Here is a 17,100-nt window from a genome sequence, read left to right as displayed (position 1 = left end):
ATGGGCGCAGGCCCGGCGTGAGGGCCGCGCCGCGCAAGCTCTTGTACTTTTCGATCAATCGGCGCAGGATTCTGTCCCATGGCAAAACCGCATCAGATCCGCCGCTATGCGCTCTATGGCGAGGGTAATCATGCGATTGCCCCGGAATTCCTGCATATCGAAACGATCTCGGCCCGATCGAGCCAGCATGAGTGGACGATCTCGCCCCACGCCCATCCTGGTATTTTTCAACTCCTTCTGCTTGATGGCGGCCATGGCGATCTGGTCGATGATACCGGCGTCACCCGGCTTGACCCGGTCAGCCTTGTCGTGGTGCCATCGGGCTGCGTCCATGCCTTTCGTTTTGCCACCGATGCGCAAGGCTGGGTGCTCTCGTTGGCCGATGCGCTGCTGCATGATCGGCGGCTGGCGGGCTTGCTGGGCGATGGTGGGCTGGCCGGGCATGGCGCGCGTCATCGCCCATTGCCGCCCGGCCCGGCGGCTCGGCTCGGCTGGCTATTGGCCGATCTGGCGGCAGGCGCAGCACAGGGCGCGGGTATGCTGCCCACTTCGCTGGTGGCGCAACTGGCGCTGGTGCTGGCGCTGGCCGTCGAGGGACTGAGCGCCGCGCCCAACCTGCCGCGCAGCGGGCATGACGCGCTGATCGCCCGCTTCAAAGCCTTGGTCGAGGCGCATTATACCGAAGGCTGGAGCGTGCAGGATTACGCCGCCCATCTGGCCACCACCGCGCCCACGCTGACCCGCGCCTGCCGCGCCGTGCTGGATCAGGCACCCGCCGAGGTGGTCCAGCAACGCCTGCTGCTCGAAGCGATGCGCCTGCTCACCTATACGGCCAGCAGCATCGGCCAGATCGCGACCACATTGGGCTTTGCCGATCCGGCCTATTTCGCCCGCTTCTTCAAATCGCGCACCGGGCGCACCGCCTCCGATTTCCGCGAAAGCCGGGCATGGGTTTCAGCCTAAATATAATGCCGGATTTCCCGGATGAACAGGTCGACATCGACGGACGGCTGGGCCGTGCTCAGGCAGGCGGGGAAAAAGATTTCGGAAAAGAACAGGCTGCGCAATAGCAGACCGATCTGGCGCGCCGAGGCCGCCGGATTGGCCGAGCCCAGCCGGGCAAAGATCGGTTCCCAACGGGTTTGCCGCGCCAGCATGACATTTTCGACCAGTTGCATCAGCTCCGGATCGCGCCGCGCCATCAGGAAACACTCATAGCGCGCCAGCACGAATGTATCGCGCGCCTGACTGGCCACCCATTGCCACATTTCAAAGCAGCATTGCGCGACCACCTCGACGCTGGGCGTCTCGCCGCACTTCGCCTCGATGCGGTCGACGATCTGGTCCATCTGTTGGGCGTCGCGCGCAAAGACCGTGCGGATGGCCATGGCCACCAGATCCTCGCGCCGCCGAAAATAGGCCGATGTCGTGCCCTCGGGCAGGCCGAGATGGCGGTCGAGCGCGCGATGGGTGAACCCCCGGCTGCCATATTCGCCCAGCACTTCGAGCGCAGCCTGCGCCAGATCCTCGCGCCGGTTGCCTTTGGTTGCGCTTGTGGCGCGGGTGCGCGGGGGGGAGGGGGGCAGTTCGGTCATGTCACCCTCGTTTTGCCCTGCCCAACCTTGCTTGACAAGGATAGGTGTATTCTACAAATGTAGAAATGATAGAGCGGCGGACGAAACCCGCGAAAGGAGAGCGATGAAGAAGCACCGGATCGGCAAGGGGCTGGCCATGGCGGCCCTGATGATGGCGCAAGGGGCATGGGCGGCCGAATCACCCGCCCCGACGGTTTCGGGCAATCGCCTGGTCCTGCTGGGCACGGGCGGCGGGCCGGGCGGGCGGGTGGACCGCTCTGGCATCGCCACCCTGCTGGAGGTCGGCGGCCATCGCTATCTGATCGATGCGGGCGGCGGCGTGTCGCGCCAACTGGCGCTGGCGGGTGTGGCCGAGCGCGATGTGCCGCTGGTGTTTCTCACCCATCTGCATGACGATCATTACGCGGGCCTGCTCAGCCTTGCCAGCTTTGGCTGGTCGACGCGGGGGACGGGGATGCAGTTGCTGGGGCCGGCCGGCACGGTCGATCTCGCCCATGCGCTGGGCGCGGTGATGGAGGTCAATGCCCGCATCCGCAACGCTGAATCCGGGCAGGATCGCCCGGTTGCGGGGTTCCTTGCCGCACGCGATCTGACGCCCGAGGCGGGCTTTGCCGATGGTACGGTGAGCGTCAAAGCCATCGCCAACAGCCACTACACGTTGATGGACCACGCCCGCGCGCCCGGTGCGCAATCGCTGTCCTATCGTTTTGACATGGGCGGCAAGGCGGTGGTGTTTACCGGCGATACCGGGCCGATGGCGGGCCTGGCCGAATTTGCGCGCGGGGCCGATGTGCTGGTGGCCGAAATGGCGACGGCCGCCGACCGCGCGATGGTGCCGCCCCCGGTTCAGCGCCATATGGATGTCGAACATCTCTCGCCCGCGCAGGTGGGCGATCTGGCCACGCAGGCGGGCGTGCGCAAACTGGTGCTGAGCCATGTGGGCAAGGTGGACGAGGCCGATCTGGCGCAGGTGCGTGCCCATTATGCCGGGCCGGTCGTGCTGGGCCGCGATTTGCAGAGCATCGCATTTTGAAAACAACCGGCGCGGCATGACGTCCGCGCCTGGAACGGGAGATGATCATGGCGAAGAAACTGATGCTGCTGGCGGGCCTGCTGCTGGCGCAACCTGTCGCGGCCCAACCTGCCGGCACGCCGCCTGCCAAGGACGCCTATACTTGGGTGACGCTGGGCACGATGGGCGGGCCGATGCCGCGTCCGGGACGCAATGAACCGGCCAACCTGCTGGTCCGCGCGGGCGAGGCGCATCTGATCGACACCGGCGACGGCGCGATGACCGCGATGGCGGACGCGGGCGCCGACTATCCCAATCTGCGCACCGTCTGGATCAGCCATATCCATTTCGACCATCTGGGCGGGCTTTACGCGGTGCTGGGCCTGCGCCTGCAGACGCGCACGGTCCGGCCGCTGACCATCTATGGCCCGCCGGGGATGAAGGAAATCGTGGCGGGCCTGATCGCGGCGATGCGGCCCAGCGCGCGCTCGGGCTTTGGCATTCCGGGCGAGGTGCCGATCGATCCGGCCACCAATATCAACGTGGTCGAACTCGACGATGGCGCGGTGGTGAAACTGGACGCATTCACCGTTCGGGTGGCCACCAATTCACACTATAGTTTTGTTCCCGGCAGCCCCGAAGAGCATACCTATCGCTCGCTGTCCTATCGCTTTGATCTGCCGGGGCGCTCGATCATCTATACCGGCGATACCGGGCCCAGCGAGAAGGTGACGCAACTGGCCAAGGGGGCGGACATGCTGGTGACCGAGATGATCGATCTGGACAATACGCTGGCCCAGATGGACCGCCGTGTGCAGCATATTTCGCCCGAGGAAAAGACGCATATGGCCGAGCATCTGACGCGCCATCACCTCTCCACACAGGCCATCGGCCAAATGGCGGCGAGCGCGGGCGTGGGCCGGGTGGTGGTTACCCATATCGCGGGCGGCGCGGCGCAGGGTGGCGAACCGGCCTATCGCGAACAGATCGGGCGGCTGTTCAAGGGGCCCGTGGTCATCGCCAAGGATATGGAACGGTTCTGATGAAGGGATTTTTCCGGCCATTGCTGCCCTAAGGCATGGCCTAAACTGTGGCGGCCCCGGTTTTGGCCGGGGCCGCCAATCTTTGGCTTATGCCGCTTCCAGCATCCGGGCCAGGTCTTCCTTCGCATCGCCGGTCGGGCGGATGTCGAAGTTCTCCACCAGCACGCCCAGCACTTCGGGCGTCAGGAATTGCGGCAGCGTGGGGCCAAGGTGGATCTTCTTGATCCCCAGATGCAGCATGGTCAGCAGCACGGCGGTGGCCTTCTGTTCAAACCAGCTGATCGCGTAATGCAGCGGCAGGTCATTGACCCCGCAGCCCAGTGCGCCCGCCACCGCGACCGCCACCTGAATGGCGGAAAAGGCGTCGTTGCACTGGCCCATGTCCAGCACGCGGGGCACGCCGTTGATGTCGCCCATATCCTCGCGGTTAAAGCGGAACTTGCCGCAGCCCAGCGTCAGCACGAGGCTGTCCTTGGGCGTGGCGACCGCCAGATCGTGGAAATAATTGCGGCCCGGACGCGCCCCGTCGCAGCCGCCGATCAGGAACAGGTTCTTCACATCGCCCTTGCCGATCATGTCGAGTAAAGTGTCGGCCACGCCCATCACGGTGTTGCGGGCAAAACCGGCCGGGATGCGCTGTTCGGGGGCATCGGCGGCAAAACCGGGCTGAGCCAGAGCGCAGGCGATGGCGGGGGCGAAATCATGGTCGGTCAGATGCGGAATACCCGCCCAGCCCACCGGCCCTGCGGTAAAGATCCGGTCGGCATAGCCCTTGATTTCGGGGTTGATCAGGCAGTTCGAGGTCATCACGATGGCGCCGGGGAAGGCGTCGAAATCGCGCTGCTGATCCTGCCATGCGCCGCCGTAATTGCCGACCAGATGGGCATATTTCTTCAGCCCCGGATAGGCATTGGCGGGCATCAGTTCGCCGTGCGTATAGACGTTGACGCCCTTGCCCTGCGTCTGCTGCAGGATGGCTTCCAGATCGCCCATGTCATGGCCCGAGACCAGCAGCGCCTTGCCCGCGATAGGGGTCATGCGCACCATCGTCACTTCGGGATGGCCGAAACGGGTGGTGTTGGCCGCGTCGAGCAGTTCCATCACTTTCAGGTTCATCGCGCCCACCGCCAGCGATTGCGCGATCAGCGCGCTCATGTCGGTCGGGTCGCCCGCAAGAAAGGCCGAGATGCGGTGGAATTCGGCGCAGATCGCCGCTTCCTCATGGCCCAGCACGCGGGCATGTTCGCTATAGGCCGCTGTGCCCTTCAGCCCATAAAGGATCAGGTTGCGCAGGCCCGTGATGCTGGGGCCGTCGCGGTCCATAAAACGCTGGATCGCAGCAAAGGGCGCGGCCTCGGCCCATTCCTCGGCATTGGCGCCGGGGTTCCACGTGGCCGGTTCGGGCAGGTCCGACAGATCAGCACCCGCCGCGATAGCGCAGGCCTTCGCCCGCTCGCGCATTGCCAGCGCCTGCGTGATCAGCGCGTCGAAACGGCCCGCGTCAAAGTTCACATTGGTCAGCGTGGTGAACCATGCGTGGGGGGTAAAGGCATCGACCTGTTCATCGCGCGCACCCTTGGCGGCGGCGCGGTCGGCATAGGCCGAGACCCCCTGCATCAGGCGCAGCAGCACGTCCTGCATGTCGGCCACGGTCGCGCTCTTGCCGCAGGAGCCGATTTTGACAGCGCAGCCGCCCTTGTTCGATTGTTCGCATTGGACGCAGTACATGGGGGCTCTCCTGATAAGATGACTTTCAAAGCCCACTTATCGGCGGTCGAGAAAGATTCATTTGAGATGAATCAATTTGTCGCTTAACGCCCGACGATGCAATTGACCCGCCACACCGATTATGCGCTGCGCCTGTTGATCGCTCTGGCCCAGTCCGATGGTACACGTATGGCCATTGCCGATGTCGCCGCCGCGCAGGATATTTCGCGCACCCATTTGATGAAGATCGCCAACCAACTGGTCCATGCCGGTTTTATCGAGGCCACGCGTGGGCGGGGCGGCGGCATCCGGCTGGCCCGCGATCCGGCGGATATCAACATCGGCGCGGTGGTCGCCGCGATGGAGCCGGATTGCGGGATGGTTGATTGCGCAGGATGCGCGTTGGTGCGGCGCTGCGGATTGCCCGGTGTGTTTGCGCGGGCGCGGGGGGCCTTTGCCGATGTGCTGGGGCAATATTCGCTGGCCGATGTGATGGAGGGGTGAAATCATGCGCGTCATGAACAATCTCTTTCACTGGGTCGGTATTCAGAGCGCGCCTACGGCCTCGCGCCTGTGGACGGCAGGGCTGGGTGCGGCTTTCGGCATTCTGGCGGCGGGGCTGGCGGTGCGTTTCTGGCCTCAGATGGGGCTGGGCCTGCCTTTGCTGGTGGCGCCCATCGGGGCTTCGGCGGTGCTGCTCTTTGCCGTCCCGGCCAGCCCCTTGGCCCAGCCTTGGGCGATTGTCGGGGGCAATACGGTTTCGGCTTTATGCGGCATTTTCTGGATGAAGGTGCTGGGCGATCCGGCCTATGCGGCCTGCCTTGCCGTGGCCAGCGCGATTGTGGCGATGAGCCTTGCGCGCTGCCTTCACCCGCCCGGTGGGGCCTGCGCGCTGACCTGTGTGATCGGGGGCAAGGCGGTGGTGGCGGCGGGCTGGTCCTTTGCGCTGGTGCCGGTGGCGCTCGACAGCGCTTTGCTGGTGGCCTTTGGCGTTTTGTATAATTCGGCGGTGCGGGGCAATTATCCCCATCGCGCCGCGCAATTTGCCGCGCCGGGGCCTGTGCGGGCGGGCTTTTCGATGGCCGACATCGAATCGGTCCTTTCCCAATATGACCAATTGCTAGACGTCAGCAGCGAGGATCTCGACACGCTGTTCCGTCAGGTCGAAACCCGCGCCTATCGTCGGTTGCACGGCACGATCCGTTGCGAACAGATCATGCGCGAGGATGGCCTGACGCTGCGCCCTGAGGATGGGTTGGCGCGGGCGGTGGCGCTGTTTGGCGGGCATCGGATCGGCGCGCTGCCGGTGGTCGATGCCGAGGGGCGGCTCGAAGGATTGCTGCGCCTCGACAGCCTCGTCTCGGTGGGCGAGGAGGCGCGGGTGGAACAGGTGATGGACAATTCGCCCTGTATTGCCGCGGCGGACGCGCCCATCGACGAATTGCTGCCGATCCTGTCGGGCGGGATGTATCACGAGGCGCTGGTGGTCGATGCTCGCGGCCATCTGCTGGGGATGATTACCCAGACCGACCTGCTCTGCGCCCTGTGGCGCGGGCATATTGCCGAACAGATCGCCCTGCACGAAGGGGGTAAGGCCGGGTAAACCACGCGCGATGGTTGGCAAATTGTATCCACCATCGCCTATCGGAATGGGTTATGCGGTGGCCAACGCCGCTAGTGAGCCCGATCCGCATGAACATTCTTCTGGCCGAGGACGATCCCGATACGCGCCAATTCGTCGAGGATGCCCTCGGCGAAATGGGGCATGGCGTGATGGCCACGGCCAGCGGCGCGCAGGCGCTGGATTGGGCGCGCGATTCCGGCGCCGACATTCTGGTGCTAGACCGGATGCTGCCCGATATGGATGGCATCGCGGTGCTGCGCGCCCTGCGCGGGGGCGGGCATGGCCTTCCCGTGCTGATGCTGACCGCGCTGGGCCGGATCGAGGATCGGGTCGATGGGCTGGACGCGGGCGCGGATGATTATCTGGTCAAACCCTTTGCCATTAGTGAGCTGGTCGCGCGGATCAACGCGCTGACGCGGCGGACGGCCCCGGCGGAGGCCGGGCCGAGCTTTGGCGGCATCGCGCTTGATCTGCGCACGCGGCAGGTGATGCGCGAAGGGCGGGTGATCCTGTTGCAGCCGCGCGAGTTCCGCCTGCTCGAAGAACTGGTGCGCGAGGGCGGGGCTTTCGTCACGCGCAAGATGCTGCTCGAACGGGTGTGGGATTTCCATTTCGATCCCCAGACCAAGATCGTCGAAACCCATATGAGCCGCCTGCGTTCGAAGCTGAACGAGGGTTTTGCCGAGGACGCCATCGAAACGGTGCGCGGCATGGGCTATCGGGTGCGCGGATCATGATCTGGCTGCGGGCCAGCGCGGCGCGGCGCATCGCGCTGATCAGCTTTTGCGCCTATGCTCTGGCCATGCTGCTGGTGGCGGGCGCGGTCTATCTGGCCACGCATGCCGCCTTTTCCCGCCAGATCAACCTGAGCGTCGAACATGCCAGCGCCGCGCTGATGGCCGAATATCGCGACGATGGCCTGACCGGCCTGTCGCGCGCGGTGGCGATGCAGCAAAGCCCCGGCCCGATTGCGCTGGGTTCGGCGGTGTTTTCGGCCGACGGGCGGCATCTGGCGGGTAATCTTGCCACCTCCGCCCCCGCGCCGGGCTGGCAACGCATCACCTTTCTCGATCCTCTCGAAGGCCCCGACACCGCGCGGGCCAAGGTCACGCTGCTGCCGGGCGGAGAACGTCTGGTGGTGGCCGCCGATCTGGAGGATCTGCAGGCGATCGACCGCGCGATCCTGAGCATTTTTGCCGGGGCCATGCTGGTGCTGCTGGGCATTGGCGTGGGTGGGGCGCTGGTTCTGGCGCGCTATTTGCGGGTCAAACTGGCGGTGATCGAGGATACGGCCTCGGCCATTGTCGCGGGCGATTTCGCCCGTCGTGCGCCGGTGGGTCACAATGGCGATGAATTCGACCGTGTGGCGGTATCGCTCAACGCCATGCTCGATCAGATCACCTCGCTGATCGCCAATCTGCGGCAGGTCAGCGCCGATCTGGCCCATGATCTGCGCACGCCTTTGACGGGCCTGCGCAACCATCTGGAGCGCATGGCGACGCATGGCGGCGAGCAGGTCGCCACGGCGCTGACCCGCACCGACGAGGTGCTGGAGCTGTTCGAGGCGATCCTGCGCATTTCCGAAGTCGAGGAGGGCAGCCTGCGCCGCGCCTTCACCCGGCTCGATCTGGCCGCTCTGCTGGGCGAATTGTCCGAAACGCTCGACCTGCTGGCCGAGGATGCGGGCAAAAGGCTGGAGACGCGCTGGCATCCCGGCCTGATGGTGCTGGGCGACCGGCAATTGCTGGCGCAGGTTCTCATCAATCTGGTCGAAAACGCGATGCGCCATACGCCGCCGGGCGCGGCAATCGAAATCTCGGTGCTGGAGCGTGAGGGCCATGTTGTCTTGCAGGTGCGCGACAATGGCCCCGGCATTCCCGAGGCCGAGCGTGCCCGCGTGCTGCGCCGTTTCGTGCGGCTCGAATCCTCGCGTTCCACTCCCGGCCATGGCCTTGGCCTCAGCCTTGTGGCCGCGATTGCCGATGCTCATGGCGCGGCGCTGACACTGGGCGATGCGAGGCCGGGCCTGATCGTAACCCTTACTTTTCCGCGAAAGAGCGCGACATGAAATTGCTGAAATTGTCGATGGGGCTGGGGGCTTGCGGCCTGCTGGCGGGATGTATGCATGCCCCGCCGGTGCCGGTGGACCTGAATGCGCAGGTTTCCGCCGCCGCCAGTTCCACCTATGATCCCGCGCAGGTGGCCGCCGCCGCCCGCGCCATGGCCCCGACGGCCAAGGTTGCCCCCGATGCGCCCGACCGGCTTTCGCTGCTGGCGGCGCTGATGCTCTATGATCCGCGCATTGCCCAGGCGCAAAAGGCGCTGACCGTGGCGATGCGCGAGGCCGCCTCGGCGCGCAAAGTGGGCCAGCCCAGCTTTGCCCTGACCGGGCAATATTCGAACGACCCTACCACCGAGCCATGGCAGGCCAGCCTTGGCGCCAGCCTGCCGCTCGATTACGGCGGGGTGAAGGGCGCGCGTCTGAGGCGGGCCGATGTGGCGGTGCTGATCGCGCGTCATGATCTGGCCGAGGTGATCTGGGCCGAACGCATGGCCGCGCGCGGGGCTTTGATCGACCTGATGGTCGCCCGGATGCGCAGCCCCTTGCTGACCCAACAGGTCGCGATACGCGCGCAAATTTTGGACGCCACCGATGCCCGCCTGCGCGCGGGCGAAGGAGCCGCCATCGAGCGCGACAGCGCCCGCATCGCCGCGCGGCAGGCCCAGCGTGCATTGGACGACAATCGCGCCGCCATTGCGGATGCTCGCGCCCGGCTGGCCACCACGCTGGGCCTGCCGCAATCCGCACTGGTGGATTTCGGTTGGGCCGATTTTGCCGATCCGGTTGCCGTCGCTCCCGTGCCCGATGCCGCGCTGGCCCATGGCGCGGTGGTCGCGCGCGCTGATGTGCTGCGCAGCGTTTCGGCCTATGACCAGAGCGAGGCGGATCTGCGCGGCGAACTGGCGCGGCAATATCCGCAAGTCACCCTGCAACCCTCGATGACATGGGCGGGCGGGCCGATGACGGTTCCCTTTGGCCTTGGCCTGTCGATGCCCTCATGGGATGCCAATCGCGCCACGATCCGCGCCGCTCTGGCCCGGCGCGAGGCGGCGGGCGCCGCGATCCACACCGCCATCGCCAATGCCCTTGGCACGATAGATACCGCCGCGCAGGAAAGCCGCGCTGCGCGGCTGGCGCAGGCCCATGTGCAGAGCGGCGAATGGCCCGCCGCCATGGCCGCCGCCCGCCGCGCGCAGCAGCGCCTTGCCATGGGCGAGACGGCCCGCATCGAGGCGCTGACCATGCAGGCAGGCGCGCTCGATGCCCAACTGACCCTTACCGATGCGCTGGGGCGGATCCAGCGGGCCGATGCGGCGCTGGAGGATGCGCTGCGCCGTCCGCTGTCCGGCCCCGAAATGGAGATCAAGCGATGAAACAGCCTCTTGCCGTGGCAGGCTATATTCTGGGCGGCGCGCTGGCAGGCGCGGCGCTGCTGCATTTCGCCTCGGGCGCCAGTGTGCCGGATGATGATGATGCGCCCAAAAAGGAGGCTGCCGAACCGGCAGAAGCCGATGGCGCGCTGCATGCCGATGCCGAAAAACTCGGTCTGCAATTGGCCCCTTTGAGCGCAACCACGATCAGCGCAGGCCAGCAGGGCTATGCCCGCGCCATCGACCTGTCGCCTCTGGCTGCGATTGGGGCAGAGATCACCGCGGCGCAGGCAGCGGTGGCGGCCTCCGGCGCGGAGGCGGCGCGGCTGAATGACCTGGCGGCGCAGGACGGCAATGCCTCCCGCCGCGAGGCGCAGGCCGCCGGCGCGCAGGCCACCAGCGACAAGGCCCGCCTGACGCTGGCGTGTCAGCGCGTGGCGCTGGAATTTGGCGCGGGGCTGGCGCGGCTGGGCTGCAACGCGATACCGGGTCTGGCGCGCCAGGCGGCCGCCGGAACGCGGGCGGTGATCCGTATCGACATGCCCGCCGGGCCTCCGCCCACGGGCGCGATGGTCGAAGTGGGCGAGGGCGCGCAGGCGAAACGGCTGCGCGTGCTTGGCCCGGCGGTGGGCGGCGATGCGCAATTGCAGACCGCAGGCGTGCTGGCCATCGCCGAGGGCACGGCCAGCGTTGGCCGCGTCCTGCCCGCGCGCATGGGCGCAGCGGCCGGGCAGGCGGGCGTGCTGGTGCCGCGCGCGGCGCTGGTGCGCTCCGATGGCGCTTTGTTCGTCTATCGCGCGCGGGGCAAGGATGGGTTTGAACGCATCGCGCTGACCGGCGCGGTGGCGGGCGATGCGGGGTGGGCCGTGCCAGTGGGCGCGCTGCACGTGGGCGACCGTATTGTCGTGGAAGGCGCAGGAACCCTGCTGGGGCTGGAACATGCCGCACCTGCGGGCGGGGATGATTAAGCCATGCTGACCACGATTGTCCGCCAATCCCTGCGCTATCCATGGCTGGTGCTGCTGGCCGCGCTGACCTTGCTGGCCAGCGGGATCATGGTGCTGCGTCAGGCGCCTTTTGACGTGTTCCCCGAATTCGTGCCCCCGCAGGCCAGCGTGCAGACCGAGGTGCCGGGTTTTACCCCGCTTCAGGTCGAGCAACTGGTCACGCGGCCGCTCGAAGCGGTGATCAACGGGGCCAATGGGGTGGAAACGGTTCGCTCGGAATCGATTCAGGGCCTCTCGGTCATCAACATCACCTTTCGCGAAGGCTCCGACCCCTATCGCGCGCGCCAGCAGGTGTCCGAGGCGCTGGCCGATGCGGCGGCGCGATTGCCCGCCGGATCGGGGACGCCGCGCCTCACGCCGTTGGTCTCCTCGACGATGGATCTGCTCAAAGTAGGGCTGGTCAGCGACAAGATGACGCCGATGCAATTGCGCGAGCTGGCCGAATGGACCTTGCGGCCGCGTCTGCTGGCGGCGCATGGGGTGGCGCGGGTCAATGTCTATGGCGGCGATGAACGCCGGATCGAGGTGCGGGCGCGGCCCGAGGCTTTGTTGACGCGCGGGTTGACGCTGTCCGATCTGAGCTCGGCGGTGAGCCGGGCGGTGGCGGTCAATGGCGGCGGTTTTGCCGATACGCATAACCAGCGTATCCTGATCGATCCGGGTGCCAGCGCGACCACGGCGCAGGCCGTGGCCGATGCCGTGTTGAACCGTGCAGGCGGCGGCACGGTGCGGATCGGGGATGTGGCCGATGTGGCCGATACCGCCGCGCCGCGTTTTGGCGATGCGCTGGTGATGGGGCGGCCGGGGGTCTTGCTGACCGTATCGAGCCAGTATGGCGCCAACACGCTGGACGCCACGGCAACGGTTGAACAGGCGCTGGATGAATTGAAGCCTGCCTTGGCCAGCAGCGGGGTGATGGTCTATCCCGCGCTGCATCGTCCGGCCAATTTCATCGAGACGGCGCTGTCGGGCATCGGGCGCGATCTGGTGGTGGGCGCGCTGATGATCGCGGCGGTGCTGTTTGCCTTTATGCGCCGGTGGAAGGTCGTGCTGATCGCCTTCCTGTCGATCCCGCTTTCGCTGGTCGCGGCGCTGCTGGTGCTCAACGCTTTTGGCATGACGATCAATGTCATGACGCTGGGCGGCTTGGCGGTCGCGCTAGGCGTGGTGATCGACGATGCGATTGTCGACATCGAAAACATCGTGCGCCGCCTGCGTGAGGCAGGGGCCGGGGTTGATGCCCATGCCCGCCGCGCCATCATCGAACAGGCCAGCGTCGAGGTGCGCGCGCCGGTGGTCTATGCCACCTTTGTGCTGGGCCTGACGATGCTGCCGGTGGTGTTGCTCAGCGGGCTGCACGGGGCGTTCTTTGCGCCTTTGGGGCTGGCGTTTTTGCTGGCGACCATGGCCTCCTTGCTGGTGGCGCTGACGGTGACGCCTGCTTTCTCGCTGTTGCTGCTGGGCGCGGATGAACATGCCGAGGAGCCGCGCGCGCTGACCCGGTTCAAGGATCGGCATCAGGCGCTGGTGGCGCGGATCTGCGCGCATCCGGTGCGGGCGGGCTGGGCGCTGGCGCTGATCGGGGTGGTGACGCTGGGGGGCTTTTATGCGCTGAACAGCGAATTGCTGCCCGCCTTTCGTGAGCGGCATTATGTGCTGGGCATCAAGGGGCCGCCGGGTGCGTCCTTTGACTGGATGCGGACCACGGGCATCAAGATTTCCAAGCAATTGCTCGCCATCCCCGAAGTGCTGAGTGTTGAGGAGCAGATGGGCCGCGCCGAGGCTGGCGAGGATACATGGCCGCCCAGTCAGGGCGAATTCCATGTGCGGTTGAAATCCGTCTCGGCGGCGGGCGAGGAGCATGCGCTTTCGGAAATCCGCCGGATTTTGGCCGATACGCCGGGGATTGAGAGCGAGGCGACGACTTTCCTTGGCGACCGTATCGGGGAATCGCTCTCGGGCGAAACCGCCTCGATTTCGGTCAGCGTGCATGGCGCGGATCTCGATGAACTGGACCGCGTGGCGGCGCAGGTGGCGGGGGTTCTGTCCGCCACGCCCGGCGCGGTCGAGGTGCGCGTCAAATCCCAGCCCGGCGCGCCCGCGCTGGGGGTGGCGCCCGATCCGGCGCGCATGGCGCTGCATGGGGTCAGCGCGGGCGATGCGGGCGATGCGATCCGCGCCACCTTTGCCGGCATGAGCGCGGGGCAGATCAGCCTTGCCGACCGCACGGTGGATGTGGCCATCAGCGTGCCGCCCGCCCTGCGACAGGACCCCGAAGCGCTGGGCAATGTGATGGTGCGCGGGTCAGGCGGCAGCGCGGTGCGGCTGGCCGACATCGCCACCATCTCGCTGGGCACGGCGCGCGCTACCATCGAGCATGAGGGCGGCCAGCGCCGTCAGGTGGTGACCGCCAACGCTGCGGCCGGTGCCAATGTGGGCCAGATCGTCGCCAATGCGCAGGCGCAGATCGCGGCGAAAATCAAGCTGCCGCCGGGCGTTTACCTGTCATGGTCGGGCGCGGCCGAGGGGCAGGCGGCGGCCTCGCAGCAATTGCTGAGCCATGTCGCCTTTACCGCGATCGGCATGGTGGCGCTGCTGGTGCTGGCCTTTGGCGGATTGCGTCCGGCGCTGCTGGTGCTGGCGGGTTTGCCTCTGGCGATGGCGGGGGGCGTGGTGGCCGTGGCGTTGACCGGGGGCGTGGTGTCGCTGGGCGCGCTGGTGGGCTTTATCACGCTGTTCGGCATTTCGGCGCGCAATGCCATCCTGCTGATTTCCCATGCCGATCATCTGGTGGCCGAGGAGGGGGCGCAGTGGTCGATGGACACGGTGCTGCGTGCGGTGCGTGAACGCGTGACGCCGATCCTGCTGACCGCGCTGGTGACGGGTTTTGCGCTGGTGCCGCTGGCGCTGGAAACCGGGCAATCGGGGCGCGAGATTCAGGGGCCGATGGCGCTGGTCATTCTTGGCGGGCTGGTCAGTTCGCTGCTGCTCACGCTGCTGTTGCTGCCCGCGCTGGTGTGGCGCTGGCGGCACAGAACAGCGGCCTGAGCCTTAAGGGGAAAAAGGGGCCCGCGGATGCATGATCCACGGGCCCTTAGTCATCGGGTCAGGCCAGAGTCGGCCCGAGGGGTCTTCCGCCGGAGACGGAAAGGTAAACTGCTGCGTGGCCCGGCGATTGGGCCAGAGCGCGCACCGAAGCCAGAGCTGGCTGGCTCATTTTGAAAAAGCGTGGAAAAAAAGCTATTTGATCCTGCGGCCCCTTATCGGCAATTCCACCGATCTGTCATGAGCGCCGCCGGGCGCGCGTTGCCCTGCTATGGCTAGGTTCCAAAGGATAGGCTGGTTTTGCAATCGCTTCGTTTCCCATGGTCGCTGACACATATCGCCCGGATGCCCCATCCCGACATCAGCCGCGTGGCCGACGAATTTCTGGCCGCCGGGGGCGAAACCGGAAAACAGGGCGGGGCGATGGCACGCCGACATACGCTGGCCACCTATCGCCTTGTCATCCGCCTGTTGACGGAAATGCAGTTGCAGGGCGTGGTGGCGCTGGCGCGGCTGGTGGATCAGGATTATCTGGGCGGCAATGCGCTTGTCGCGCTGCTGGCCGAGGCCGGGCGGTTGCGGCCCAAGGCGCTGGAATCATCGGACTGTCTGCTGGATCGGCCGATCACGATCCGGGCCATGGCGCGGTCATTTCACCGCCCTTATGAGACCATGCGCCGCGCGCTGCACCGATTGTCCGAACTTGGGCTGGTGGATCTGGGCGAGGATGGCGTGGTGTTGGGCCGGGGCGTGGTCGAAAAGCCCGAGATCCGCGCATATCTCTCGCAAATGCATGACATCATGGTCACTTTCTTGGAGGACCTGTTTGTCTTTGCCCGTCTGCCCTTTCCCGAAACGCCCCGTTTCGATCCGGCCATGGCGAACCATCGGCAAAGTCTGATCACACTGGCCGCGCTCGATCTGCATCTGCTTTCGGTTGAAGGGATGCAGGGCATTTTCAGCGACTGGACCGGGCTGTTGCTGGCCGCCGCGATCACTGCAGGCAATATCCGCCATGTGACCTATCATCCCCAACTGGCCTTCACCTATGCGGCGGCAGACAGCATACCGCCGATGGCATTGCGCAGGCCGGTTCTGTTCAAGACGCTGTGCGACACGCTGCCGCTTTGCCCGACCACGGCATGGCGGCGCATCACGGTGATGAAAATGCTGGGGTCGATCCGCACCATCGACGGCGGACTGATTCTGGACAGCAAATGGCTGGGCCATCCCATGCTGATCGCCAATGCCTGCGAGCGGATCGAGCGGATGCATGCGATCATCAACCGTATGGTGCAAAGCGGGGTCGCGCTCGATGCGATCGGTGATCTTTATATCCGTGGCCGGGTCGATCCAATCGACCTCTAGACCAAGCAGGGAACAGGCGGTTTTGAACCAGCCTGCCCCCCACTAAGGCTTCAGGCCGTCAGCGGCAGCCGTTCCCAATTGGCCTGCGAGGCGATCTGGGCATAGATCGCGGGCAAGGCGCCCAATGTGCGAAGACGCAGGAAGGCTTCATCGGAAAGTTCGGCCAGCTTTTGGGCTGAAATCGTCTGGAATTCCAGCAGCAGCGTCGGCTGTTCAGCCCCCGGCGCGGTGTAATGCGATTGCTGACCCGCCAGCAGGTCATATTCGCGCAGCAAAGCGACCAGATTGCGGGTGCGGCCATCGGCGGCCACATAGGTTTCGCAGAAATCGAGCGCCTGACGCGTGGCTGCGGTCGGTTCGTCGCCTTCGAACAGAGGTACCGCACCGGCATCGCCCCGCTTGCCCACGCGCGAAGAGGCATGGTCGAGGCACAGGATCAGGCGGTCCGAATTTTCATCGCGCGCAAAAACGAAAGGATAGCGGCGCAGATAGGCCGGGATATAGGATCCGGTGCGGAACTGGCCATCGACGATGAACTGGTTGCGATCCGCCTCCAGCGAGGTGACGGCATAGGGCTGGGCGTCCTCGCCAAAGAATACGATGGGGTAATCCAGACCCGCCCGTTCGAATTCATCGACGGTCAACTGCACCATCGGCGCGCTTGCGGCAAAGGCGTAATCGCCCGCCCCCGTCAACACCGCCACGTCGGCATGGGTGCGCGAATGGACTGCGCGCGGCGAGGCATAGAGCGGCAGGCTGCCCGCCACATCGGGCCCTGCGGCCTCGGGTGCCTGGGCGGTTTTGTTCGCGGCCTTGCGGCTCTTTTCCTGCAGGTTGTCCATCTGTGCTGTAACCCCTCCCTCATGGATAGATTGTCGTTTCCGGTATCGCTGCGGGGTCGCTGCTTTGCCGGTTCGACCGGGTGTCAGATTACACGGTCGAAATATTTGCGCAATCTTGGGATGCCAATGAAATATTGGTGGAGAACACCGTTTTGGCTAAAATTTTTTTATGAACGTGGAACGTGCCTGTGTGCGGATAAAAAATCCATAATAAAAAAATATACATAAATATCAATATTTTAAAAAATTCAGTTTCAGCGACCAGTGCGAAAGGTTTCCAGATAGCGTTGATGGATAAGTATAAACTACCAATTCTGGCTATTGCCTTACTCTGCACACCGTCATAGCAATGAACCAATGGGGGTAAAGTATGTGTGGCCGAAGGGCGGCGGCGCAGACATATTCCTGCAATAAATGGGGGCCGT

General features: G+C 65.5%; 14 protein-coding genes. 11 read left to right on the top strand and 3 right to left on the bottom strand.

Annotated elements, in window-relative coordinates:
- Positions 1–78: 78 nt before the first annotated feature.
- On the top strand, positions 79–963 hold the full coding sequence (locus GGR38_RS02300; protein WP_183622221.1) for a helix-turn-helix domain-containing protein: 885 nt from the start codon (positions 79–81) through the stop codon (positions 961–963).
- Here the strand turns inward: GGR38_RS02300 and GGR38_RS02295 are convergent.
- A complete protein-coding gene (locus tag GGR38_RS02295; protein ID WP_183622219.1) occupies positions 960–1,595 on the bottom strand; it encodes a TetR/AcrR family transcriptional regulator in 636 nt (211 codons plus the stop codon). The two genes, GGR38_RS02300 and GGR38_RS02295, sit on opposite strands and share 4 nt — an antisense overlap.
- 103 nt (positions 1,596–1,698) lie before the next feature.
- Here GGR38_RS02295 and GGR38_RS02290 point away from each other — a divergent pair, with 103 nt between their 5' ends.
- Positions 1,699–2,628 (top strand): MBL fold metallo-hydrolase, encoded by a 930-nt coding sequence (locus tag GGR38_RS02290; RefSeq protein WP_183622217.1) that lies wholly within the window; start codon positions 1,699–1,701, stop codon positions 2,626–2,628.
- Between the two features lie 47 nt (positions 2,629–2,675).
- A complete protein-coding gene (locus GGR38_RS02285; protein ID WP_183622214.1) occupies positions 2,676–3,650 on the top strand; it encodes an MBL fold metallo-hydrolase in 975 nt (324 codons plus the stop codon).
- 87 nt (positions 3,651–3,737) lie between these two features.
- On the opposite strand, the gene hcp is transcribed toward GGR38_RS02285, so the two are convergent.
- A complete protein-coding gene (gene hcp, locus GGR38_RS02280; protein ID WP_183622212.1) occupies positions 3,738–5,378 on the bottom strand; it encodes a hydroxylamine reductase in 1,641 nt (546 codons plus the stop codon).
- A gap of 96 nt (positions 5,379–5,474) precedes the next feature.
- On the opposite strand from hcp, the gene GGR38_RS02275 reads away from it, so the two are divergent.
- The 8 genes from GGR38_RS02275 to GGR38_RS02240 all read left to right on the top strand — a co-directional run bounded on the left by GGR38_RS02275 (position 5,475) and on the right by GGR38_RS02240 (position 15,833).
- Positions 5,475–5,861, top strand: coding sequence for an RrF2 family transcriptional regulator (locus tag GGR38_RS02275; RefSeq protein ID WP_183622210.1), 387 nt, complete (start codon positions 5,475–5,477; stop codon positions 5,859–5,861).
- A gap of 4 nt (positions 5,862–5,865) precedes the next feature.
- Positions 5,866–6,960, top strand: coding sequence for an HPP family protein (locus GGR38_RS02270; protein ID WP_246404174.1), 1,095 nt, complete (start codon positions 5,866–5,868; stop codon positions 6,958–6,960).
- Between the two features lie 89 nt (positions 6,961–7,049).
- Positions 7,050–7,718, top strand: a complete 669-nt coding sequence (locus GGR38_RS02265; RefSeq protein ID WP_183622209.1) for a response regulator transcription factor — start codon at positions 7,050–7,052, stop codon at positions 7,716–7,718.
- Complete coding sequence (locus GGR38_RS02260) at positions 7,715–9,049, top strand: sensor histidine kinase (protein ID WP_183622207.1); 1,335 nt, start codon at positions 7,715–7,717, stop codon at positions 9,047–9,049. Before GGR38_RS02265 ends, GGR38_RS02260 begins: the two co-directional genes overlap by 4 nt.
- Complete coding sequence (locus GGR38_RS02255; RefSeq protein ID WP_183622205.1) at positions 9,046–10,416, top strand: TolC family protein; 1,371 nt, start codon at positions 9,046–9,048, stop codon at positions 10,414–10,416. Before GGR38_RS02260 ends, GGR38_RS02255 begins: the two co-directional genes overlap by 4 nt.
- Positions 10,413–11,381 carry an efflux RND transporter periplasmic adaptor subunit gene (locus GGR38_RS02250; protein WP_183622203.1) on the top strand — a complete coding sequence of 323 codons (969 nt, stop codon included), beginning with the start codon at positions 10,413–10,415 and terminating at the stop codon, positions 11,379–11,381. Before GGR38_RS02255 ends, GGR38_RS02250 begins: the two co-directional genes overlap by 4 nt.
- 3 nt (positions 11,382–11,384) lie before the next feature.
- Positions 11,385–14,468 carry an efflux RND transporter permease subunit gene (locus tag GGR38_RS02245; RefSeq protein ID WP_183622201.1) on the top strand — a complete coding sequence of 1,028 codons (3,084 nt, stop codon included), beginning with the start codon at positions 11,385–11,387 and terminating at the stop codon, positions 14,466–14,468.
- Positions 14,469–14,765: 297 nt separating this feature from the next.
- Positions 14,766–15,833: a hypothetical protein gene (locus tag GGR38_RS02240; protein WP_183622200.1), complete on the top strand. Its 1,068-nt coding sequence runs from the start codon at positions 14,766–14,768 to the stop codon at positions 15,831–15,833.
- Between the two features lie 50 nt (positions 15,834–15,883).
- Here the strand turns inward: GGR38_RS02240 and GGR38_RS02235 are convergent, their stop codons facing one another.
- The gene (locus GGR38_RS02235; RefSeq protein ID WP_183622198.1) at positions 15,884–16,675 is read right to left on the bottom strand and encodes a SapC family protein; all 792 of its coding nucleotides are present in this window, start codon (positions 16,673–16,675) and stop codon (positions 15,884–15,886) included.
- Between the last annotated feature and the right edge of the window lie 425 nt (positions 16,676–17,100).

Origin of the sequence: Novosphingobium sediminicola, assembly GCF_014196525.1 — a bacterium.
Taxonomy (GTDB): domain Bacteria; phylum Pseudomonadota; class Alphaproteobacteria; order Sphingomonadales; family Sphingomonadaceae; genus Novosphingobium; species Novosphingobium sediminicola.
Note: the sequence above shows the minus strand (reverse complement) of the source record. Positions and strands in the feature narration are given on the sequence as shown.